This is a genomic window from Neisseria basseii, from assembly GCF_962707005.1.
Taxonomy (GTDB): Bacteria; Pseudomonadota; Gammaproteobacteria; order Burkholderiales; family Neisseriaceae; genus Neisseria; species Neisseria bergeri.
Genome location: NZ_CAUIXH010000009.1, coordinates 45,014 through 67,783 on the forward strand (window position 1 = coordinate 45,014; position 22,770 = coordinate 67,783).

At 54.2% G+C, this 22,770-nt stretch carries 15 protein-coding genes and 1 pseudogene; 10 read left to right on the forward strand and 6 right to left on the reverse strand.

Features of this window, described 5'->3' with window-relative positions; all coding sequences use genetic code 11:
- From Q9I99_RS06320 to Q9I99_RS06330, 3 genes are all read left to right on the forward strand, one after another.
- Nucleotides 1-834, forward strand: coding sequence for a class I SAM-dependent methyltransferase (locus Q9I99_RS06320; RefSeq protein WP_301667215.1), 834 nt, complete (start codon nucleotides 1-3; stop codon nucleotides 832-834).
- On the forward strand, nucleotides 831-1,256 hold the full coding sequence (locus tag Q9I99_RS06325; RefSeq protein WP_301667214.1) for a hypothetical protein: 426 nt from the start codon (nucleotides 831-833) through the stop codon (nucleotides 1,254-1,256). The genes Q9I99_RS06320 and Q9I99_RS06325 overlap by 4 nt, the downstream gene beginning before the upstream one ends.
- A 114-nt stretch (nucleotides 1,257-1,370) precedes the next feature.
- A complete protein-coding gene (locus Q9I99_RS06330; protein ID WP_301667213.1) occupies nucleotides 1,371-2,873 on the forward strand; it encodes a gliding motility protein in 1,503 nt (500 codons plus the stop codon).
- Between the two features lie 36 nt (nucleotides 2,874-2,909).
- Here the strand turns inward: Q9I99_RS06330 and recQ are convergent, their stop codons facing one another.
- The 4 genes from recQ to murJ form a co-directional block, all read right to left on the reverse strand.
- Nucleotides 2,910-5,210 carry a DNA helicase RecQ gene (recQ, locus tag Q9I99_RS06335; RefSeq protein WP_301667212.1) on the reverse strand — a complete coding sequence of 767 codons (2,301 nt, stop codon included), beginning with the start codon at nucleotides 5,208-5,210 and terminating at the stop codon, nucleotides 2,910-2,912.
- 64 nt (nucleotides 5,211-5,274) lie between these two features.
- Nucleotides 5,275-6,057, reverse strand: coding sequence for an indole-3-glycerol phosphate synthase TrpC (gene trpC / locus Q9I99_RS06340; RefSeq protein WP_301667211.1), 783 nt, complete (start codon nucleotides 6,055-6,057; stop codon nucleotides 5,275-5,277).
- Nucleotides 6,058-6,107: 50 nt separating this feature from the next.
- Entirely contained in the window at nucleotides 6,108-7,064 is a 957-nt protein-coding gene (locus Q9I99_RS06345; RefSeq protein WP_301667210.1) for a YheT family hydrolase, read from the reverse strand.
- A gap of 130 nt (nucleotides 7,065-7,194) precedes the next feature.
- Nucleotides 7,195-8,733 (reverse strand): murein biosynthesis integral membrane protein MurJ, encoded by a 1,539-nt coding sequence (gene murJ, locus Q9I99_RS06350; protein ID WP_301667243.1) that lies wholly within the window; start codon nucleotides 8,731-8,733, stop codon nucleotides 7,195-7,197.
- 203 nt (nucleotides 8,734-8,936) lie between these two features.
- On the opposite strand from murJ, the gene Q9I99_RS06355 reads away from it, so the two are divergent.
- On the forward strand, nucleotides 8,937-9,629 hold the full coding sequence (locus Q9I99_RS06355; protein ID WP_301667209.1) for a thiol:disulfide interchange protein DsbA/DsbL: 693 nt from the start codon (nucleotides 8,937-8,939) through the stop codon (nucleotides 9,627-9,629).
- A gap of 80 nt (nucleotides 9,630-9,709) precedes the next feature.
- On the opposite strand, the gene amgK is transcribed toward Q9I99_RS06355, so the two are convergent.
- Entirely contained in the window at nucleotides 9,710-10,714 is a 1,005-nt protein-coding gene (gene amgK / locus Q9I99_RS06360) for an N-acetylmuramate/N-acetylglucosamine kinase AmgK (RefSeq protein ID WP_301667208.1), read from the reverse strand.
- Between the two features lie 69 nt (nucleotides 10,715-10,783).
- On the opposite strand from amgK, the gene Q9I99_RS06365 reads away from it, so the two are divergent.
- From Q9I99_RS06365 to Q9I99_RS06375, 3 genes are all read left to right on the forward strand, one after another.
- On the forward strand, nucleotides 10,784-13,189 hold the full coding sequence (locus tag Q9I99_RS06365; RefSeq protein ID WP_301667207.1) for an LPS-assembly protein LptD: 2,406 nt from the start codon (nucleotides 10,784-10,786) through the stop codon (nucleotides 13,187-13,189).
- 101 nt (nucleotides 13,190-13,290) lie between these two features.
- Nucleotides 13,291-14,286: a peptidylprolyl isomerase gene (locus tag Q9I99_RS06370; protein ID WP_301667206.1), complete on the forward strand. Its 996-nt coding sequence runs from the start codon at nucleotides 13,291-13,293 to the stop codon at nucleotides 14,284-14,286.
- Nucleotides 14,287-15,027: 741 nt separating this feature from the next.
- Complete coding sequence (locus tag Q9I99_RS06375; protein WP_301667571.1) at nucleotides 15,028-15,240, forward strand: YadA C-terminal domain-containing protein; 213 nt, start codon at nucleotides 15,028-15,030, stop codon at nucleotides 15,238-15,240.
- 829 nt (nucleotides 15,241-16,069) lie between these two features.
- Here Q9I99_RS06375 and Q9I99_RS06380 read toward each other — a convergent pair.
- Nucleotides 16,070-17,950: a ribonuclease catalytic domain-containing protein gene (locus Q9I99_RS06380; RefSeq protein WP_301667572.1), complete on the reverse strand. Its 1,881-nt coding sequence runs from the start codon at nucleotides 17,948-17,950 to the stop codon at nucleotides 16,070-16,072.
- 307 nt (nucleotides 17,951-18,257) lie between these two features.
- Here Q9I99_RS06380 and Q9I99_RS06385 point away from each other — a divergent pair, with 307 nt between their 5' ends.
- From Q9I99_RS06385 to Q9I99_RS06395, 3 genes and pseudogenes are all read left to right on the forward strand, one after another.
- Nucleotides 18,258-18,890 (forward strand): LOG family protein, encoded by a 633-nt coding sequence (locus Q9I99_RS06385; RefSeq protein WP_301667573.1) that lies wholly within the window; start codon nucleotides 18,258-18,260, stop codon nucleotides 18,888-18,890.
- 71 nt (nucleotides 18,891-18,961) lie between these two features.
- On the forward strand, nucleotides 18,962-20,332 hold the full coding sequence (gene purB / locus Q9I99_RS06390) for an adenylosuccinate lyase (protein ID WP_301667574.1): 1,371 nt from the start codon (nucleotides 18,962-18,964) through the stop codon (nucleotides 20,330-20,332).
- 80 nt (nucleotides 20,333-20,412) lie between these two features.
- Nucleotides 20,413-22,269 (forward strand): annotated as a pseudogene (locus Q9I99_RS06395) (acyltransferase family protein); the annotation flags it as partial.
- Nucleotides 22,270-22,770 lie beyond the last annotated feature (501 nt).

Here is a 22,770-nt window from a genome sequence, read left to right on the forward strand (position 1 = left end):
ATGAATCCGAAGGACAAATGCTGGCAGGTTCACCGCCATCTTGCCGAACATGCCGACCAACGGCTGACACTCGTCCGCAATGCGCCCAAGCATATCCTGCTTGCCGGGGCGGATGCGGACATCAGCCGCAGCCTGCTGGTGAAACGCTATCCGCAGGCGGTATTTGAAGAGTACGATTCCCGTACGGATTTTTTGGCGGCGGCGGCTGCCGCCCGCAAAGGCGGTTTTTGGCAAAGGTTTACGGGTAAGGGCGTGGTGCAACACTGCCAATCCCCGACCGCGCCGCTGCCCGAAGCGTGTGCCGATATGTTGTGGTCGAATCTCGGACTGTTGGCGGCGGAACAAATCCTTCCTGTGCTGCACAACTGGGCGCGCGCGCTGAAGACGGACGGGCTGCTTTTTTTCACCTGCTTCGGGCGGGATACCTTGGCGGAACTGAAATGCCGTCTGAAAGAAAACGGTATTGAGAACCGCAGCGTGATGTTTCCCGATATGCACGACTTGGGCGATATGCTTGCTGAAAACGGCTTTTACGACCCCGTTACCGATACGGCGAAGCTGGTGTTGGATTACAAAAAGGCGGAAACGTTTTGGGCGGATATGGACACGCTGGGCATCTGGCGGGCGATGGCGTGGAACGATGAAAACGCCGCGCGTTCGTGTGTCGGGACAATATTTGAACGGGAAGGCGGTTTGAGTATTACGCTGGAAACAGTGTACGGACACGCCGTGAAAAAACTGATGCTGCCGCAAGGGGAGAACGTGGTGCAGTTTTTTCCGAAGAATGGCTTAACTAATCCATCAGTAAAAGAAGGGATAAGGATAAATAAATGAATGAGTTAAATGGAAGGACTTTATCAGTAAAGGGGCTTTTCTTCATATATGACGAAACGGATCTTGATATTGATGTCCAACGTCCCGATGAAATACAGTTTGATTTGGAAGGGATCCCTGTTTTATTTAAGTGTAATGGCAGCGAACCGAATCTGTCTTATGAAATCAACAAGGAAGCTGAAAACGTATCTTTAGGTAGTTATGGAGAGCTTAAAATATTCGATTTAACCGATTTTGATTTTTTTGGTTTCCTTAAAGATGAAGACCTATTGGAAATGAGAAAACTATATCTTGATGATGATGAAATCGGGTTTCGGCTAATTTTTTCCCAATCAGTGTTGAATATGATTAATTGGGGAGATGAATTTTTTTTGTTTAAAAACTTACCCGAATTTTTAATAAATGAAAATCTCCATGAATAAAAATTTAGGGGCTGTACTAGATAAGATGATGTGCAGATGCCGTCTGAAGCCGTCTGAAGCCGTTTCCAAGTTTCAGACGGCATCTGTCTGTGAAAACCGATAGAAATAAAGGAAATGCCGATGTATGCCGATGCCGGAGACGTATATTGCGTCTATAACATCAGACTGAAGCAGTACACTGCCTGCCAGGTTACCCGAGTTGAAGAACGCGGTGGCAAAAAAACACATGCGACCCTGCTGGCTTTGGACTGGCAGGGCAACAAACCGCTTGGGGCAGCGGAGTTGGCGGATTTGAAACCGCTTTACAAAGACTTTATGTATTGGGAACGCGGTCTGCACATGTATAAGGCAAGTGCCGTCGTGCCAACGGGATATGTACGGGTTGGGAATACCGCGCCGCTGTGCGGCGAAGACACGCAGCGGTATGCCTCTTTTTGGGGCGACGGCTACGACGTGTACCGTCAGTTGAGATGGCAGCAGATACCCGAAAAACAGAGAAAGGCATTCAAAAAAGCCGCCAAAAGCAAAAAGACCGTGATGTTTGCCGGACGGGAATACGGCATATCCAAACAGAATTTGAGCGATGTTTGGGACGATTTTGAAGACGCGATGGAACTGAAGGCGTTTCCCTGCCTGTCTTCGCTGTTTCTGACCAAATGGCATAAAAATCTATATGAATATCTGGAGGAATATCCGTTTATCACCCGATTGTGTCTGGAAAACCACGGTCAGACCGTGCTGGATTTCAGCAATACGCGCATAACCGACCTTTCTGTCGATATGACCGGCGTGGAATCGCTTTATCTGAACGAAGGCTTGGACAGCCTGAACCTAAAAGGCGAAATCAAGGAAAACTGCAAGGTCTGTACCGCCGAAAAGGGCGCGGGTCTGATTTTAGAAGTGGGCAAAAGCGTTCCCAAAGTGCGGGGTTTGGAAAACCTGACCGCCGTCAACGTTATGGGCATTGCCGATTTCGATATGCAAAACCTGTCGGAAACGTATCCCAAGCTCAAAACCATACGGCTGTGGGGCAAACCGGGCAATATCGCCAATTTTTCCGCCGTATCGGGATTTGAGGATTTGGAAGTGTTCACTACCGTAGATTTGTTCGGTTTCGGCGCGGACGACATCCCGCATCCCGACCGGCTGCCGAAGCTGCACAGGCTGTGGATGAGCAGCCTGCCCGAAGAGGCGGCGAAGGCAGTGAAGAAACTTTATAAGAAACGGAAGGAAGACGGGCTGGACCTGTGGATAGAAAAAGCCCGAAAACCCGAATGGCTGGCGCAAAATTTCGACAACCCCTTCCGCGATTGGGACGGCGCGGAGCATATCCCGAAAAGCCAAGCCAAAAAAGCGGCGGAGCTGTACCGGAAAACCCGTGCCGGCGTGGTCAAACTGCTCGGCAATCCGCCTGAAAACATAGGAGGGGGGCTGGCAGAGGCGGTCAAAGCCTATACCGGAGGTTTCAACAAAATGGACAAAAAACACTTTATCGACACGGTAGAACGGGAAGATATTGCCGAGGCGTTGGAAACGATATTGGACCTGATACCGGAGGGGTCTTGTGCTGACAAGGAAAAACTGTTTGAAATATTTGATAAAAACAGGAATTTTTAAATAGGGGCAATGCCGTCTGAAACTTGGTAACGGGCTTCAGACGGCATTTTGTCCCAACACCGCCAACACCGCCGCACCGTAACGTGCGGCTTTTTCTTCGCCTACGCCATATACGGCGGCAAGTTCCGCCAAACCTTCCGGCTGTTTGGCGGCAATGGCGCGCAGGGCGGCTTTGCTGAGAATGCGGTAGGATTCGGACTGTTCGTGTTTTGCCGTTTCGTTGCACCATTGAATCAGGGCGCGCATCAGGCGGCGTTTGCGTTTGGCGGTTTCATCGATGCCGTCTGAAAACGGACGGCAGACGGCGAGGATGTCCCGTCCGTATTTGGCGGCGCGTACGCTGCCCAAGCCGTGCACGCCTTCGAGGTCGGTTTCGGTTTCGGGCGTGGCGGCAAGCATATCGGCAAGGCTTTCGTCGGAGAGGACGGCATGCAGGGCGCAGTTTTCCGCCCTTGCCCGTTTATACCGCCAGGCTTCGAGTTTTTGGCGCAGTTGCTGTTCGCGTTCGGTTTGAGGACGGATGACCGCGTCGCGGCTGAAGCCGGCGGCGTTGCGGCAGACTTCGAGGATGCCGTGTCCGAAACGGTCGGTTTTGGCTTCGCCCAAGCCGTAGATGTCGCGCAGACCGTTGAGGTCTTGCGGCATTTTTTCGACAAGGTCGCGCAGGGTTTTGTCGCCGAAAATCATATAGGCGGGGATGCCTTCGGCTTCAGCCTGTTTCATACGCCAGACGCGCAATGCCTGCCACAGGCGTTCTTCGCGTTCGGTACGCAGCCAGTTGTCTTTGAGGGTGCGGACGGTGGGCTTGTCGCGCTTGAGCGGACGCAGCATCACTTCGGTTTCGCCTTTGAGGACTTTTTTGGCGGCTTCGGTCAGTTGCAATGCCTGATATCGGGTAATGTTGACGGTGAGGTAGCCGAGGCTGATGCACTGGCGGATGACGCTGCGCCATTCTTTGTCGGACAACTCCGTACCGATGCCGAATGTGGACAGTTGTTCGTGCCGGTTGCCGCGTATCCAATCGTCGCTTTTGCCGCGCAAAAGGTTGGTGATGTAACCGGCGGCAAAACGTTGTCCGGCGCGGTACACGCAGCTTAGGAGTTTTTGCACCAACACCGTGCCGTCAAACCGTACGGGCGGATGCAGGCAGTTGTCGCAATGGCCGCAGGGTTCGGATGCTTCGTCGAAATGTTTGAGCAGCAGCACGCGGCGGCAGGCGGCGGTTTCGCAGACGGCAAGCATGGCATCGAGTTTTTGCATTTCGATTTGCTTTTGCACTTCGCCGCTGTTGCCTTCGGCGATGCGTTCGCGCAGCAACACCCAATCGTTCAAACCGTAACACAGCCAGCTCGCGGCAGGCAGCCCGTCCCGGCCGGCGCGCCCCGATTCCTGATAGAAATGTTCGACACTCTGGGGCATATCGAGATGGGCGACAAAGCGCACGTCGGGTTTGTCTATGCCCATACCGAACGCCACGGTCGCCACCACGATAATATTGTCTTCACGCGTAAAGCGGCGTTGGTTTTCCTCGCGCACGTCCATACCCAAACCGGCGTGATACGGAATCGCGTTTAATCCGTTTTCACGCAAAAACCGCGCCACATCTTCAACCTTTTTGCGGCTTAGGCAATACACAATGCCGCTTTGCCCTGTCATTTCTTTGCGGATAAATTCAAGCAGTTGTTTTTTGCCGTTGTTTTTTTCGATAACCTGATAATAGATGTTCGGACGGTCGAAGCTGGAGACAAATTCGGGCGCGTCGTCCAAATGCAGATAGTGCTTGATGTCGGCGCGTGTGGCGGCATCGGCGGTGGCGGTCAGGGCGATGCGCGGCACTTGGGGATAGCGGTCGGCAAGGATGCCGAGCTGTCGGTATTCGGGGCGGAAATCGTGTCCCCATTGGCTGACGCAATGCGCTTCGTCAATGGCAAACAGGCTGACGGTTTGTTGGTCGAGAAAACGCAAAAAGCGGTCGGTAACCAAGCGTTCCGGCGCAACATAAAGCAGTTTCAGACGGCCTTGGGCAAGCTTGTCGGCAATCTCGCGCGCCCCGTCTGCCGATGTGCTGCTGTTGACTGCCGCCGCTTCAATCCCGGCCACATGCAGGCTGGCCACTTGGTCGTTCATCAGCGCAATCAGCGGTGATACGACAACCGCCACGCCTTCGCGCATCAGCGCCGGAATCTGGTAACACAAAGACTTGCCCCCGCCCGTCGGCATCAGCACCATCAAACTCTCGCCGCCGGCCAAAGCATTGACGATAGCCTCCTGCTTGCCGCGAAATTCGGGATAACCGAATACTTCGTGCAAAATCTGTTTGGCGGTCGGTCGGTGCATGATGGTTCCGTGCTCGGTAAGGATGTTGATCGGTCGGCGGCAATATGCCGTCTGAAATCGGGATTTAGAAGAGTTTGCCCACTTCTGCTTCAATATCGTCGGCACGCATAAACGTTTCGCCGATCAGGAAGGTGTGCACGCCGCGCGATTGCATAAATTCCACATCCGCCTTACCCGTAATGCCGCTTTCGGTTACGACGGTTTTGCCTTCCAGCGCGGGTAGCAGCGACAGGGTTTGGTCGAGGGAGACTTCAAAAGTCCTCAGGTTGCGGTTGTTTACGCCCCACAACGGCGTGGTCAGGTTGCGGCATTTTTCCAATTCGGTTTCATTGTGCAGCTCGAGCAGGACGGTCATGCTCAATTCGTGCGCCACCGCCTCAAAGCGTTCCAATTGTTCCTGTTCCAGTGCTGCGGCAATCAGCAAGACGGCATCCGCCCCCCATGCGCGCGCCTGATAAACCTGATATTCGTCGATGATGAAGTCTTTGCGCAGCACGGGCAGCGATACGGCTTCGCGCGCCTGTTTGAGGTATTCGGGCGAACCTTGGAAATAGGGTTCGTCGGTCAGTACGGACAAACACGCCGCTCCGGCGTTTTCATATGCGCGTGCAATCTCGGCCGGTCGGAAGTCCGGACGGATCAGGCCTTTGCTCGGGCTTGCCTTTTTGATTTCGGCAATGACGGCGGGCAGGTTTAGGCGGTGTTTGCCGCGTATCGAATCGATGAAGCTACGGACGGGCGCGGCTTCTGCGGCAAGTGCGCGGATGTGTTCGGCGTTGACGGCGGCTTTTTGAGCGGCAACTTCCTGTGCTTTGGTGGCAAGGATTTTATTGAGGATGTCGGTCATGTCGGGTTCCGTATTCGTCTGGGGAAAGGAGGAATATTAGCATCAAACCGTTAACGCCTGTTTGTGCGGAAGCTGTCGAAATAGGACAGGACGATCTGCGGCAGCCATTGCAGGTGCAGCCTGCCGCCGGTGCTGCTGACAAAGCCGGCGTGTCCGCCGTGTGCCGGCTGGAACAGGGTAACGGCTTCGGACACTTCGTCCGGTGTCGGCAGCGCTTCGGGCGGCAGGAAGGGGTCGTTGGCGGCGTTGAGCAGCAGCAGCGGTTTGGCAACGTGTTTGAGCAGCGGTTTGCAGGAAGTTTGGCGGTAGTAGTCGTGCCGGTCAGCAAAGCCGTGCAGCGGTGCGGTGAAGCGGTCGTCAAACTCACCCAGTGTTTTGCACCCTGCGGCAAATGCCGTCTGAAAACCTTGGAGCGACTTTGCTTTGGGTATCAGGGTGCGGAGGAAGTAGCGCGTGTAGAGCAGCCGCGTGATGCCGCTGTCGAAGCGTCTGCCTGCCGCCTCTGCATCGACGGGGGCGGAGATGACGGCGGCGGCTTGCGGCAGCGCGTTTTTGCCCTGTTCGCCCAAATATTTTGCCAGCGCGTTGCCGCCCAGCGATACGCCGACAGCGTATATTTCACGGTAACGCGCGGCAAGCGTGTCCAAAGCAAAGGCGATTTCGGCGGTATCGCCCAAGTGGTAGAACACCGGGGCGGTGTTGGCAATGCCGCCGCAGCTGCGGAAATGGACGACTGCGCCGTGCCAACCGCGGCTGCGTACCGCGAGCATCAGTTCGACCGCGTAATGGCTGCGGCTGCTTCCTTCCAAACCGTGAAACAGCACGACCAGTGGCGCATCGGGCGAAATGCCGTCTGAAAAGTCGTAGGCGGTTTTGGTTTTACCCGTGCTGTCGGGAAGCAGCTCGCGGCGGTATGCGGGCGCGGGGCGTTGCAGGAATTTGGCGGCAATCGTGTCGGCATTGCCGTTGCGGAGGAAAAACGGTGTGTCCGGCGGTGTCAGAATCATAAGGTATCGGTTTTTCTGTTTTCAGACGGCATTGATGATGCGGCAGTCCGTCCGTCCGGTGCGGACGCGGGGGATGCGCGCCCGAATATAGGCGCGGAAAAAGCGTTTTCCGGCAAAAGGCGGCGCACGGTCAGTTTTCCACGCGTTTGAAATGGCGCGGACGGAAGCCCAAAGCCGCCAGAGATGCGAAATACAGTCCGCCGCCGACGGCAATCAGGATGCAGAGCTGCCCCGCTTTCCGCATTCCGCCGGCGTGCGCCCATTCAAACGGCAGGTAAGCCTGCGCCGCCCACAGTCCGCCGCACATCACGGCGAGCGCGAGCAGCATTTTCGCCAAGAACGCCGCCCAACCCTTGCCGGGCCGGTAAATGCCGTGTCTGCGTAACAGGAAGAACAACAATCCGGCATTGATGCACGCGCCCAGACCGATGGCAAGCGAAAGTCCGACGTGTTTCAGTGGGCCGATAAAGGCAAGGTTCATCAACTGCGTGCAGATGAGCGTGAACACGGCGATTTTGACGGGCGTTTTGATGTTTTGCCGCGCATAGAAGCCGGGTGCCAACACTTTAATCATGATCAAACCGATTAAACCGAAAGAATAGGCAATCAGCGCGTGTTGCGTCATCTGCGCGTCAAACAGTGTGAATTCTCGGTACATAAACAGCGTTGCCACCAACGGGAACGACAACACCGCCAGACCGACCGCCGCCGGCAGCGTCAGCAGCATGCACAGGCGCAAACCCCAGTCGAGCAGGGCGGAAAACTGTTCCGTATCTTGGTTTGCCGAGTGTTTGGACAAAGTCGGCAGCAAAATCGTACCGAGTGCCGCCCCCAGCACGCCGCTAGGCAGCTCCATCATGCGGTCGGCGTAATACATCCATGAAACGCTGCCCGATTGCAGATAAGACGCGAAAATCGTGTTGATAACCAAAGAAATCTGCGCCACGCTCACGCCCAAAATCGCAGGAGCCATCTGTTTTATGACGCGGTTGACCGCCGCATCTTTGAAATTCAGTTTGGGCAGTTTCAAAAAACCCAGTTTCGCCAGCCAAGGGAGCTGAAAGCCGAGCTGCAAAATACCGCCGACAAAAACCGCCCACGCCAGCGCGGTAACGGGCGGATCGAAATACGGCACGAAAAACAGCGCGAATACGATAAACGACACGTTCAGGAACGTGGGCGTAAACGCAGGAATGCCGAACTTATGATAAGAATTGAGTATCGAACCGACAAATGAAGACAAAGAAATCAATAAGATATAAGGAAACGTAATCCGCAGCAGGCTGATGGAAAGTTGGAACTTGTCCGCGTCTTTGGCAAAACCGGGTGCGGAAACATAAATCACCCAAGGTGCGGCAAGTATGCCCAGCGCGGTAACGATGACCAGCACAAACGACAGCATCCCTGCAACGTGGCGGACAAAAGCCTCCGTCGCCTCTTTAGAACGCGTTTCCTTATATTCCGCCAAAATCGGCACAAACGCTTGGGCAAACGCCCCCTCCGCAAACACGCGGCGAAGCAGGTTGGGCAGTTTGAACGCGACAAAAAACGCATCCGTCGCCATACCCGCGCCGAATGAGCGCGCAATGACCGTATCGCGCACAAATCCCAAAACGCGCGACACCATCGTCAGGCTGCCGACTTTTGCCAAAGCTCCCAGCATATTCATCATTGTTCCTCAACAGTCGTACCCGTTTGGGGCAACGGCGCGTATTGTACGACAGAAACCGCTTCAGACGGCATCGGGTTTGATGCCGTCTGAAGCGGTTTCCCGAAACGAAAGCTTCCTTTTCCGGCGGCAAACTGTATCAACACGCGGAAATGCAATAAAATACCAATATCCGATTTATTTCCAACATCACGGAGAGCCGTATGAAATCCAGACACCTCGCCCTTGCCGCCCTGTTCGCCCTTGCCGCGTGCGACAGCAAGGTCCAAACCAGCGTCCCCGCCGACAGCGCGCCTGCCGTTTCGGCAGCCGCCGCCCCGGCAGGGCTGGTCGAAGGGCAAAACTACACCGTCCTTGCCAACCCGATTCCGCAACAGCAGGCAGGCAAAGTCGAAGTGCTCGAATTTTTCGGCTACTTCTGTCCGCACTGCGCCCACCTCGAACCGGTTTTGAGCAAACACGCCAAGTCTTTTAAAGACGATATGTACCTGCGTACCGAGCACGTCGTCTGGCAGAAAGAAATGCTGCCGCTGGCACGCCTCGCCGCCGCTGTCGATATGGCTGCCGCCGACAGCAAAGATGTGGCGAACAGCCATATTTTCGATGCGATGGTCAACCAAAAAATCAAGCTGCAAGAGCCGGAAGTCCTCAAAAAATGGCTGGGCGAACAAACCGCCTTTGACGGCAAAAAAGTCCTTGCCGCCTACGAATCCCCCGAAAGCCAGGCGCGCGCCGACAAAATGCAGGAGCTGACCGAAACCTTCCAAATCGACGGTACGCCCACGGTTATCGTCGGCGGCAAATATAAAGTCGAATTTGCCGACTGGGAGTCCGGTATGCACACCATCGACCTTTTGGCGGACAAAGTGCGCGAAGAACAAAAAGCCGCGCAGTAAGCCTATCTGAAAAATGCCGTCTGAACCCGATTTCAGGTTCAGACGGCATTTTTAGTTTCAAGCGTTCGGAGGGCTGTTTCTTAGAACGTAAAGCCCGTTTCCAGTTCTTCATCGCCGACCAAATCGACCAGCAGCGCGTAGAGCGGGGCGAGTTCGGCATAACGGCGCGATACGCGGCGCAGATAGTTTAAGAAACGCGGAATTTCGGGACGGTATTTGTCTTTGCCGTCGCGGTAGTACAGGCGCGCGAAGATGCCTGCAACCTTCAAGTGCCGCTGAACGCCCATCCATTCGAACCAGCGGTAAAACTCGTCAAACGCCTCGGGGACGGGCAGGCCGGCAGCCCGCGCCTTTTCCCAGTAGCGGATAACCAAATCCAAAACAAATTCTTCTTCCCATTCGATAAAGGCATCGCGCAACAGCGACACCAAATCGTAGGAAATCGGGCCGTAAAGCGCGTCTTGAAAGTCTAAAACACCCGGCCTGCCGCGCGTCAGCATCAGGTTGCGGACGATAAAGTCGCGGTGCACATAGACTTTGGGCTGCGCCAACAGGGGCAGCAGCAGCGTATCGACGGTCTGCTGCCAAAGTTGGCGTTGTTTGAATGTTAATTCGCGCCCCAATTCTTTTGCGACAAACCATTCCGGGAACAGGTTGATTTCACGCAGCATCGTTTCACGGTCATATTCGGGCAAAACCCCTTCACGGCTTGCCTTCTGCAATTCGACCAACTCGCCGATTGCCTCCAGCAGCAGGGCTTTGTGTGCCGCTTCGCACGGCTCCTGAAGCATCGCGGTTAAAAACGTCGTATTGCCCAAGTCGTTCAATACCACAAACCCCAAATCCGTGTCCGCGTGCAATACCTGCGGTACATTGACCATGTCAAACAGTTTCTGCACTTTCAAATAAGGTGCGACACTCATCTTGTCGGGCGGCGCATCCATGCAGACGACACTGCTGCCGTCTGAAAACGTTGCACGGAAATAGCGGCGGAAATCCGCATCCGCCGCCGCAAAAGTCAGATCGAAGTCCCGTTCGGGATAGACGGTCTGAAGCCAATTTTTCAGTTCGATTTGTCGTTGCATAACAGTACTAAAGCATTTCAGGTTACAATAAACGCTATTCTAACTGGCAAACCGACCTGAGGGGCAATTTTGGCTCGTTTATTTTCACTCAAACCACTGGTGCTGGCATTGGGCCTCTGCTTCGGCACGCATTGCGCCGCCGATACCGTTGCGGCGGAAGAGGCGGACGGGCGTGTCGCAGAAGGCGGCGCGCAGGGCGCGTCCGAATCCGCACAAACTTCCGATTTGACCCTCGGCTCGACCTGCCTGTTTTGCAGTAACGAAAGCGGCAGCCCCGAGAGAGCCGAAGCCGCCGTCAAAGGCAGCGGCGAAGCATCCGTCCCCGAAGACTATACGCGCATTGTTGCCGACAGGATGGAAGGACAGTCGCAGGTGCAGGTGCGTGCCGAAGGCAACGTCGTCGTCGAACGCAACCGGACGACCCTCAATGCCGATTGGGCGGATTACGACCAGTCGGGCGACACCGTTACCGTAGGTGATCGGTTCGCCCTCCAACAGGACGGTACGCTGATTCGGGGCGAAACCCTGACCTACAATCTCGAGCAGCAGACCGGCGAAGCGCACAACGTCCGCATGGAAACCGAACAAGGCGGACGGCGGCTGCAAAGTGTCAGCCGCACCGCCGAAATGTTGGGCGAAGGGCATTACAAACTGACGGAAACCCAATTCAACACCTGTTCCGCCGGCGATGCCGGCTGGTATGTCAAGGCAGCCTCTGTCGAAGCCGATCGGGAAAAAGGCATAGGCGTTGCCAAACACGCCGCCTTCGTGTTCGGCGGCGTTCCTATTTTCTACACCCCTTGGGCGGACTTCCCGCTTGACGGCAACCGCAAAAGCGGTCTGCTCGTTCCCTCCCTGTCCACCGGTTCAGACGGCATTTCCCTTTCCGTTCCCTATTATTTCAACCTTGCCCCCAACTTCGATGCCACCTTCGCCCCCGGCATTATCGGCGAACGCGGCGCGATGTTTGACGGACAAATCCGTTACCTGCGTCCCGATTACAGCGGACAGGCCGACCTGGCCTGGCTGCCGCACGACAAGAAAAGCGGCAGGAACAACCGCTATCAGGCAAAATGGCAGCACCGGCACGATATTTCTGACACACTTCAGGCGGGTGTCGATTTCAACCAAGTCTCCGATAGCGGCTACTACCGCGACTTTTACGGCAGCGAAGAAATCGCCGGCAACGTCAACCTCAACCGCCGCGTATGGCTGGATTATAGCGGCAGAGCGGCTGGCGGCAGTCTGAACGGCGGTCTGTCGGTGCAGAAATATCAGACGCTGGCCAACCAAAACGGTTACAAAGACAAACCGTATGCCCTGATGCCGCGCCTTTTCGCTGATTGGCATAAAAACGCAGGCAGGGCGCAAATCGGCGTATCCGCACAATTTACCCGCTTCAGCCACGACAGCCGCCAAGACGGCAGCCGCCTCGTCGTCTATCCCGACATCAAATGGGATTTCAGCAACAGCTGGGGCTACGTCCGTCCCAAACTCGGACTGCACGCCACCTATTACAGCCTCAACCGCTTCGGCAGCCAAGAAGCCCGACGCGTCAGCCGCACTCTGCCCGTCGTCAATATCGACAGCGGCATGACCTTCGAACGCAATACGCGGATGTTCGGCGGCGGAGTCCTGCAAACCCTCGAGCCGCGCCTGTTCTACAACTACATTCCTGCCAAACCCCAAAACGACCTGCCTAATTTCGATTCGTCGGAAAGCAGTTTCGGCTACGGGCAGCTCTTCCGCGAAAACCTCTATTACGGCAACGACCGCATCAACGCCGCCAACAGCCTTTCCGCCGCCGTGCAGAGCCGTATTTTGGACGGCGCGACGGGGGAGGAGCGTTTCCGCGCCGGCATTGGTCAGAAATTCTATTTCAAGGATGATGCGGTGATGCTTGACGGCAGCGTCGGCAAGAACCCGCGCAGCCGTTCCGACTGGGTGGCATTCGCCTCCGGCGGCATCGGCAGCCGCTTCATCCTCGACAGCAGCATCCACTACAACCAAAACGACAAACGCGCCGAGAACTACGCCGTCGGCGCAAGCTACCGTCCCGCACAGGGCAAAGTGCTGAACGCCCGTTACAAATACGGGCGCAACGAAAAAATCTACCTGAAGTCCGACGGTTCCTATTTTTACGACAAACTCAGCCAGCTCGACCTGTCCGCACAATGGCCGCTGACGCGCAACCTGTCTGCCGTCGTCCGCTACAACTACGGTTTTGAAGCCAAAAAACCGATAGAAATGCTGGCGGGTGCCGAATATCGGAGCAGTTGCGGCTGCTGGAGTGCCGGCATGTATGCGCAACGTTACGTTACCGGAGAGAACACCTACAAAAACGCCGTCTTCCTTACCCTGCAATTAAAAGACTTGAGCAATATCGGCAGGGTGCCCAAAGGCACGATGGACATTGCCGTACCCGGCTATATCCCGAATCTGGACCTTTCAGGCAGGCGCAAAACGCAGCCGTAAACAGACCGAATCCCCGTCCTGTTTCAACGAACCTGCCGTCCGACGAACAACCCCGATTCCGCCGAACCCAATTGCGGAATCCAACCGATAAGGAAATATCGATGAAGATAAAAACCCTGATGATAGCTGCCGCACTGCTGAGCGCGTCCTACAGCCAAGCGGTACCCCGTGCGGCAAAACCCGCACCTGCCGCCAAAGCCGCCAAGTCGGCGGAGACGGCACGCCAAGAAGCCGCCCAACAGGAAGGCGGCATACACTTTTCAGACGGCATCGCCGCCGTTGCCGACAACGAAGTCATCACACGCCGCAGGCTGGCACAGGCTGTTGCCGATGCCAAGGCAAACCTGCCCAAAGGCGTACAAATCAGCGATACGGCATTGACCGAACAAGTACTGATGCAGCTGGTCAACCAATCCCTGATCGTACAGGCGGGCAAACGCCGCAACATTCAGGCAAGTGAGGCAGAAATTGCCGCCGTCGCCGCACAAAATCCCGCTCTCAAAAACCTCAGCCCCGCCCAACGCCGCGAGCTTGCCGACAACATTATTGCCGAAAAAGTCCGCCAGCAGGCAGTGATGCAAAACAGCCGCGTGAGCGAAGCTGAAATTGATGCCTTCCTCGAGCAGGCGCAAAAACAAGGCATCACCCTGCCCGAAGGCGAGCCGATGCGCCAATACCGCGCCCAACACATCCTGATTAAGGCCGACAGCGAAAACGCCGCCGTTGGTGCAGAAAGCACCATCCGCAAAATCTACGGAGAGGCCCACAGCGGCACGGATTTCGCAGGTTTGGCACGCCGATATTCCCAAGACGCAAGCGCGGGCAACGGCGGCGATTTGGGCTGGTTTGCCGACGGCGTGATGGTTCCCGCCTTTGAAGAAGCCGTCCGCAGCCTCAAACCCGGCCAAGTCAGCGCGCCCGTACGCACCCAGTTCGGCTGGCACATCATCAAGCTGAACGAAGTACGCGAGGCCGGCACGCCGCAAGAACGCGTCCGCAACGCCGTGCGCCAATACATCTTCCAACAGAAGGCAGAACAGGCAACCGTCAACCTGTTGCGCGACCTGCATTCCGGCGCGTATGTCGACATCCGCTAAGGCGGTTTGAATCCCAAAGCCATACCGATCGGTAAAAATCCGGGCGGTATGGCTTTTGGATTTCGAGTTACTTTTACACCGTCATTCGTCATTCCTGCGAAAGCGGGAATCTAGGACGTAGAATCTAAAGAAACCGTTTTATCCGATAAGTTTCTGTGCCGAAGGGTCTGGATTCCCGCCTTCGCGGGAATGACGGCATATCGGTTTCCGTGCGGACAAACCTAGATTCCCATCTGCGCAGGAATGACGGGATTTTAGATTGCGGGTATTTATCAGGAATGACGATTTAAAAGTTGCCTGAAACCTAAAAGCAACTGAAACGCAAAAACCAAATCCGCGCCTGCCGGGGAATGATGAAACAAAGAAGGCAGAAGTAAGGAATCAGGATTTTTTCCTTGAATCTGCGAAAATTATTCAGTAATTGAATGTTATTGTTTTACAATGCAGGCTTACGGTTGGGAAGCATATTTTCCGCATAAGTTGGAAAATGGCGGATTAATCGTAATTTCACGCTTTGTATTATATTAAACATAGGAATTTTAATGATGAAAAAATTATTGGCACCATCAGTGCTTTCCCTGCTGGTAATCGCGGGGGGGGGGGGTAATTTCTAATTACTCGCTTGCAGCGACGAATTCTAATGAGACTACGGTTGTTGCAACAAATTCTAATGAGACTTCGGTTGTTGCAACAAATGACGGAAAAACGGCAGATGCTGAAAACAAAAAACTGAAACGCGGTTTGGCGGCACAAGCCGCGTTAAGCGGTTTATTCCAACCCTACTCTGTCGGCAAGGCAAACGTTACCGCCGCTGTAGGCGGCTATCAGTCGCAATCCGCATTTGCCGTCGGTGTCGGTTACCGTTACAACGAAAAATTTGCAACAAAAGCAGGATTTGCCTTTGCACCCAGCGGCGGTGCGGCTTATCACGCCGGTGTCAATTTCGAATGGTAAGTGTCTCTAAATATTTAGCGGTAAAACATACGCTTATTAAACGGTAAGCGTGCAGGCAATGCCGTCTGAAACCTGGAACAGGCTTCAGACGGCATTTTGACGCATGAAATCGGCAGATATGACGGAAATGGAAAATACCTATCTTGTCATTTCAAAATTTCAAAATCACGGCGTTATCCGAAATCACAATCATCTCTCCGCCGTTATTTCCGCGCAGGCGGGAGTCCGGTCATTCAAAATCACAGCGTTATCCGACACAACAACAATCTTTCCATCGTCATTCCCGCAAAAGCGGGAATCTAGAAACGAAAAGTAACAGGAATTTATCGGGAATGGCTGGAGTTTAAAGGTCTGGATTCCCGCTTTCGCGGGAATGACGATTCAGAAGTTACACGAAACTCAAAAAAAAAACGAAACCAAACGAACCGGATTCACGCTTTTACGAGAATGACGGGATTTTGGGTTGTGGTCATTTATCGGGAAAACAGAAACCCCTATGCCGTCATTCCCGCACAGGCGGGAATCTAGGACGTAGAATCTAAAGAAACCGTTTTATCCGATAAGTTTCTGTACCGAAGAATCTGGATTCCCACCTGCGTGGGAACGACGATTCAGAAGTTGCCCGAAACCAAAAAACTGAAACCGAACGAGCCGGATTTCCGCTTTCGCGGGAATGACGGGATTTTAGATTGCGGGTATTTATCGGGAATGGCGGTTTGGAAGTTCACTGAAACGCAAAAACAACGGAAACCCAAAAAACCGGATTCCCGACTGTGGGAATGATGAGATTTGGGTTTCTGTTTTTGCCGGAGTTTGCCGCATCACGGCTTCAGACGGCATTGCCTGCCGTTGTACCCGCGGGTGCGACTGCCTTGATGTAGTTGAGCGAGACAAACTGCTTCTCGGCATCCAATTCAGTGATTTTGAATAATGCCTGCGATTTAGGCAGCGCGTCAAACGGAATACCTGTCGCGCGCGTTACCAGCGGCAGCCCCTCGATGCGGACGAGGTCTTCTTTCAGAATCGTCGCGGTCAGTTCGCTGATGCCTTGCTGTTGCAGGTAAACCAGGCTCCAGTAGGCTTCCATTTGGCGTTGGAAGTCGGCGTAGGCTGTATAGGCGGCATCGAAGTCGCGCAGGGCGGCGAAAAGCTCGGCATCGCTGTTTTGATACAGCGGCTCGGCAGTGTCGTCGATCAGGCTGATCAGCTGCTTTTGGTTGATGTAGTCGGCGGCGCGGCGCAGCGGCGAGGTAAACCAGCCGTAATGCTGCACGCCCATGCCGATGTGCGGCTCGGATTTGGTGCTCATGCGCACTTTGCCTGCCGGTTGGACGCGGAAAAGGCCGGGCAGCTCGTTTTCGTCCAGCATTTGCGCCCAAGTGCTGTTGGCAAGAATCATCATCTCGCTGACCAGCGTATCGATGGGTGAACCGCGTTCGCGGCGGACGACGGATACGTTGCCTTTCTCATCCAATTCGATGCTGTAATCGTATTGCGGCGCATGGTCGGGTTCGTATTTGCCGCGCGCTTTTTGCAGGGCGATGGCGAATTGATAGAACCAAATCAGGTCTTGATGGTGGGCAAACATCATTTCGCCGGCTTCGTCCAAGCCGATTTCGGCGTTGAAATTCGGCTCGATGGTTTGAATGCGCAGGTTTTCGGCGATGTTGACCGCTTCGATTTTGCAGGTTGGTGCGCCGACGTTGAACTCGCTGTCCACATCGAAATAAATGCTGACGGCAGGGCGGTACGCGCCTGCATCAAGGCTGAACGCGGCAATCCAGTTTTCGGGCAGCATGGTGATTTTGCCGCCGGGGAAATAAACCGTGCTCAAGCGTTCCATGATGTTTTTTGCCATTTTGTCGCCCGGTTTAACGGCAAGCGACGGCGCGGCGATGTGGATGCCGACGCGTTTCATGCCGTTGCCCAAGTCGGTCAGGCTCAAGGCATCGTCCACTTCGGTGGTTGATTCGTCGTCGATGGAAAAGGCGGTAACGTCGGCCTTGGGCAGGTCGGGCATTTCAGGAAGCGGAAGATCGGGGAAACCTGTTCCTTTGGGGAAGTATTTGATTTCAAACCCGTCTTGCAGGTATTGGGGGATGGACGTAATACCGCCCGTTTTTTTCGCCAATTCGTAGGCAGAGGTTTTCAGCGCGTCGGCGGCTTTGGTAAAGGCTTTGTAGGTCAGCGACTGTTTGTCGGGCGCGTGTAAGATGGTTTTCAAATCCGCCGCGATTTCAGACGGCATCTCGCCGCGTTTCAAGGCTTCCGCCCAAGCGTCGATTTGCGCGTCTTGCTGTTTTTTGCGTTCGATGGCGGCAAGCGCTTGTTTCAAAGTTTCTTCGGGCGCGGCTTTGAACACGCCTTTGGCTTTTTTGTAGAAATACACCGGCGCGGCGTACAGCGCAATCAAAGTCGCCGCCAGCTCGGTTTTGGTCGGCGCATGACCGTAATATTCTTCGGCAATGGCTTCGGCGGTAAACTCCTCTTCGCCGCATACTTCCCACAATAAATTGGTGTCGATGTCCGCCGCCTGTGCCTGCGCGTTCTCCAAAAATGCCGCCATATCGCCGTCAAACTCGACAAAGACATTGTTTGCCTTCACTTTGGTGCGCTTGCCGTGTTGGGTATCGACTTGGTAGGTGGCATCGTTTTTTTGGACGACGGCGGCAACTTTGAACTGGCCGGACTCTTCGTAAAAAATATTCATTTTTCGGATTTTTCTGTGGAAACTCAAGCGGGCGATTTTAGCAGATTACCGAAAATGCCGTCTGAAAAAGGTTGGGGGAGGGTTGGCGCGTCTTTGCGGTGTTTGCGTTATAGTGGATTAACAAAAACCAGTACAGCGTTACCTCGCCTTAGCTCAAAGAGAACGATTCTCTAAGGTGCTGAAGCACCAAGTGAATCGGTTCCGTACTATTTGTACTGTCTGCGGCTTCGTCGCCTTGTCCTGATTTTTGTTAATCCACTATACGTTTTTGAGGGGGTACAATCGCCGTTTTTGAACGGAGGACGGAATGGAGAATGTAAACCGCGTGCCGGAACAGGCGCGTTACGAAGCGGAACGGCGGCAGGCGGAAGAGGCGTTGGCGGGCGTGTTTCCGGCAGTCAGTATTTTCGGCAGCGCGCGCACGCCGCAGAATCATGCGGATTATGTGTTCGCCTGCCGTCTGGCGAGGCGGCTGTCGGATTCGGGCATTGCCGTCATTTCGGGCGGCGGGCCGGGGATTATGGAGGCGGCAAACAAAGGCGCGTTTGCCGGAAAATCGGTTTCGGTGGGGCTGAACATCGTCCTGCCGCACGAGCAGAAGCCGAATCCGTATCAGGACATCGCCTTGCGGTTTTCCCGTTTTGCCGAACGCAAGGCGGTGTTTTTCCGCTATTCCCAAGCATATGTCGTGATGCCGGGCGGCTTCGGGACGCTGGACGAATTGTTTGAAATCCTGACCTTGGTGCAGACGGGCAAAGTGCCGCCGCATCCGGTTGTTTTGGTTGGAAAGGCGTTTTGGTCGGGCTTGGCGGAGTGGGTGAACGCGCAGCTTTTGGCGCGCGGTCTGATTTCCGAAGAGGCAGCCTCTTTGTTCTCCATATCGGACGACGAAGATGAAATCGTTGCGTATCTGTCGGAACACGGGCTTCAGACGGCATAGCGTCCTGAGAGTGATGTATAATTGCAAACAATTTGTCAATTTTTGATGTCTTTTCCGAACAGGATGCCGATATGATCAACCCCATCGCCTCGCTTTCCCCCCTAGACGGCCGTTATGCCCAATCCGTTGAAGCATTGCGCCCGATTTTTTCAGAGTACGGCCTGATGAAGGCGCGCGTCAAAGTCGAATTAAACTGGCTCAAAGCCCTCGCCGCCGAGCCGAAGATTGCCGAAGTGCCGCCCTTCAGTGCCGGAACGCTTGCCGAAATCGACACGGTGATTGAAAACTTCTCACTTGAAGATGCCGCCGCCGTCAAAGCCATCGAAGCCGCCACCAATCACGATGTCAAAGCCATCGAATATTGGCTGAAAAAACGTTTTGCCGAAGTGCCGGAAGTCGCCGCCGTGAGCGAGTTCATCCACTTTGCCTGCACCAGCGAAGACATCAACAACCTGTCCCACGCCCTGATGCTGCAAGAGGCGCGCGAAACCGTCATCCTGCCCAAACTTGCCGAAATCATCGGCAAACTCACCGCTATGGCGCACGATCTTGCCGCCGTCCCGATGATGAGCCGCACGCATGGCCAGCCCGCCACGCCGACCACTTTGGGCAAAGAAATCGCCAATGTCGTGTACCGTCTGCAACGTCAGTTCAAAATCCTGCAAGCGCAAGAATTCCTCGGTAAAATCAACGGCGCGGTCGGCAACTACAACGCCCATATGGTCGCTTATCCCGATGTAGATTGGGAAACCCACTGCCGCAACTTTGTCGAAATCAGCCTCGGCCTGACCTTCAACCCCTACACCATCCAAATCGAACCGCACGACTACATGGCTGAATTCTTCCAAGCTATCAGCCGTGTCAACACGATTCTGATCGACTTTAACCGCGACGTTTGGGGTTATATTTCATTGGGTTACTTCAAACAAAAAGTCAAAGCGGGCGAAGTCGGCTCTTCCACCATGCCGCACAAAGTCAACCCCATCGACTTTGAAAACTCCGAAGGCAACCTCGGTATGGCCAACGCCGTATTGGGCTTTTTGTCCGAAAAACTGCCGATTTCCCGCTGGCAGCGCGACCTGACCGACAGTACCGTCCTGCGCAATATGGGCGTGGGCGTGGGCTATGCCGTGTTGGGTTTCGCCGCCCACCTGCGCGGCCTGAACAAGCTCGAACCCAACCCTGCCGCCCTTGCCGCCGATTTGGATGCCACTTGGGAGCTGCTCGCCGAGCCGATTCAAACCGTGATGCGTCGTTACGGTGTCGCCAATCCTTACGAAAAACTGAAAGACCTGACGCGCGGCAAAGGCGGCATTACGCCCGAAGTGCTGAAAGTCTTCATCGGATCGTTGGAAATCCCTGCCGAAGCCAAAGCCAAATTGCTTGAGCTGACCCCCGCACTGTATGTGGGCAAGGCTGAAGCGTTGGCGAAACGGATTTGAGCGTTTATTGAAACCGATGCCGTCTGAACGCGCGTTCAGACGGCATTTTTAAGATAACGGGACATACGGGGGCAATATTTATGCAAGCTGTCCGATACAGGCCTGAAATTGACGGATTGCGGGCTGTCGCCGTTCTATCCGTCATTATTTTCCACCTGAATAACCGCTGGCTGCCCGGAGGGTTTCTGGGTGTGGACATTTTCTTTGTCATCTCGGGATTCCTCATTACCGGCATCATTCTTGCCGAAATACAGAACGGTTCTTTTTCTTTCCGGGATTTTTATACCCGCAGGATTAAGCGGATTTACCCTGCTTTTATTGCGGCCATGTCCCTGGCTTCGGTGATTGCCTCTCAAATCTTCCTTTACGAAGATTTCAACCAAATGCGGAAAACCGTGGAGCTTTCTGCGGTTTTCTTGTCCAATATTTATCTGGGGTTTCAGCAGGGATATTTCGATTTGAGTGCCGACGAGAATCCCGTACTGCATATCTGGTCTTTGGCAGTAGAGGAACAGTATTACCTCCTGTATCCCCTTTTGCTGGTATTTTGCTGCAAAAAAACCAAATCGCTACGGGCGTTGCGCCACATCAGCATCATCCTGTTCCTGATTTTGACTGCCTCATCGTTTTTGCCAAGCGGGTTTTATACCGATATTCTCAACCAACCCAATACTTATTACCTTTCGATACTGAGGTTTCCCGAGCTGTTGGCAGGTTCCCTGTTGGCGGTTTATGGGCAAACGGGAAACGGCAGACGGCAAACAGCAAACGGAAAACGGCAGTTGGTTTCGTTACTCTGCTTTGGCGCATTGCTTGCCTGCCTGTTCGTGATTGACAAACATAATCCGTTTATCCCGGGAATAACCCTGCTCCTTCCCTGCCTGCTGACGGCACTGCTTATCCGGAGTATGCAATACGGGACACTTCCGACCCGCATCCTGTCGGCAAGCCCCATCGTATTTGTCGGCAAAATCTCTTATTCCCTATACCTGTACCACTGGATTTTTATTGCCTTCGCCCATTACATTACAGGCGACAAACAGCTCGGACTGCCTGCCGTATCGGCGGTTGCCGCGTTGACGGTCGGATTTTCCCTGTTAAGCTATTATTTGATTGAACAGCCGCTTAGAAAACGGAAGATGACCTTCAAAAAGGCATTTTTCTGCCTCTATCTTGTCCCGTCCCTGATACTGGTCGGCTATAACCTGTACGCGAGGGGGATATTGAAACAGGAACACCTCCGCCCGCTGCCCGGCGCGCCCCTTGCTGCGGAAAATCATTACCCGGAAACCGTCCTGACCCTCGGCGATTCGCACGCCGGACACCTGCGGGGTTTTCTGGATTATGTCGGCAGCCGAGAAGGGTGGAAAGCCAAAATTCTGTCCCTTGATTCGGAGTGTTTGGTTTGGGTGGATACGAAATTGGCAGACAACCAGCTATGTCGAAAATACTGGGATGAAGTTGAAAAAGCCGAAGCCGTTTTCATTGCCCAATTCTATGATTTGAGGATGGGCGGCCAGCCCGTGCCGAGATTTGAAGCGCAATCCTTCCTGATACCCGGATTTCAAGCCCGATTCAGGGAAACCGTCAAGAGGATTGCCGCCGTCAAACCCGTCTATGTTTTTGCAAACAACACATCAATCAGCCGTTCGCCCTTGAGGGAGGAAAAATTGAAAAGATTTGCCGCAAACCAATACCTCCGCCCCATTCATGCTATGGGCGACATCGGCAAGAGCAATCAGGCGGTTTTTGATTTGATTAAAGATATTCCCAATGTGCATTGGGTGGACGCACAGAAATACCTGCCCAAAAACACGGTCGAAATACACGGACGCTATCTTTACGGCGACCAAGACCACCTGACCTATTTCGGTTCTTATTATATGGGGCGGGAATTTCACAAACATGAAAGCTTGCTCAAGCCTAGTCGTGCTGGCACTGCTCGTAGATTTTATTTTCGGGATAGATATCTTTGCCCGAACGGTACCAGCCTTTCTTGCGCACGCAGGCATCTTGCTCACTGTCTCCGCCGCCAATCGGGTCATAGCCGCAGGAAAACATATCGTCGAGCTTTCGCTGACCGTACACATTCATCTGCCGGATCATTTCAGCTTGTTGTTCTTCAGGAGCATCCGGTAGGGTGCCTATGGCAGGATACAGCTTTTCTTTATTACACAGCTCCCACCAGCCCGACGCATCGGGCGGCACACGAAAGCCGCTGCCGATGTTCAGGCAGCCTGAAAGCAGGACGCAGAGCATAAGGGACGGTATCAGTTTGTTCATTTGGGGTCTCCTGATTGGGGATGATTGGGATTGGTACGGTGGTTTTGCTGTTCGAGCAAATCATAAACGCTGACATACGGCAACGCATTGCAGTAGCTTGCCTTCTTGTCGGATATTGCCTTTGGCGGCCTATGCCGCCGTTTGCCATTCGGGGC

What these genes read in the sequence shown, in the direction of transcription:
- Q9I99_RS06325 (WP_301667214.1), top strand. Translation starts at nt 831, where the DNA reads ATGAATGAGTTAAATGGAAGGACTTTATCAGTAAAGGGGCTTTTCTTC.
- Q9I99_RS06345 (WP_301667210.1), bottom strand. Translation starts at nt 7,064, where the DNA reads ATGATTCTGACACCGCCGGACACACCGTTTTTCCTCCGCAACGGCAAT.
- purB (WP_301667574.1), top strand. Translation starts at nt 18,962, where the DNA reads ATGATCAACCCCATCGCCTCGCTTTCCCCCCTAGACGGCCGTTATGCC.
- Q9I99_RS06380 (WP_301667572.1), bottom strand. Translation starts at nt 17,950, where the DNA reads ATGAATATTTTTTACGAAGAGTCCGGCCAGTTCAAAGTTGCCGCCGTC.
- amgK (WP_301667208.1), bottom strand. Translation starts at nt 10,714, where the DNA reads ATGCAACGACAAATCGAACTGAAAAATTGGCTTCAGACCGTCTATCCC.
- trpC (WP_301667211.1), bottom strand. Translation starts at nt 6,057, where the DNA reads ATGACCGACATCCTCAATAAAATCCTTGCCACCAAAGCACAGGAAGTT.
- Q9I99_RS06370 (WP_301667206.1), top strand. Translation starts at nt 13,291, where the DNA reads ATGAAGATAAAAACCCTGATGATAGCTGCCGCACTGCTGAGCGCGTCC.
- Q9I99_RS06385 (WP_301667573.1), top strand. Translation starts at nt 18,258, where the DNA reads ATGGAGAATGTAAACCGCGTGCCGGAACAGGCGCGTTACGAAGCGGAA.
- Q9I99_RS06320 (WP_301667215.1), top strand. Translation starts at nt 1, where the DNA reads ATGAATCCGAAGGACAAATGCTGGCAGGTTCACCGCCATCTTGCCGAA.
- Q9I99_RS06355 (WP_301667209.1), top strand. Translation starts at nt 8,937, where the DNA reads ATGAAATCCAGACACCTCGCCCTTGCCGCCCTGTTCGCCCTTGCCGCG.
- murJ (WP_301667243.1), bottom strand. Translation starts at nt 8,733, where the DNA reads ATGAATATGCTGGGAGCTTTGGCAAAAGTCGGCAGCCTGACGATGGTG.
- Q9I99_RS06330 (WP_301667213.1), top strand. Translation starts at nt 1,371, where the DNA reads ATGCCGATGTATGCCGATGCCGGAGACGTATATTGCGTCTATAACATC.
- recQ (WP_301667212.1), bottom strand. Translation starts at nt 5,210, where the DNA reads ATGCACCGACCGACCGCCAAACAGATTTTGCACGAAGTATTCGGTTAT.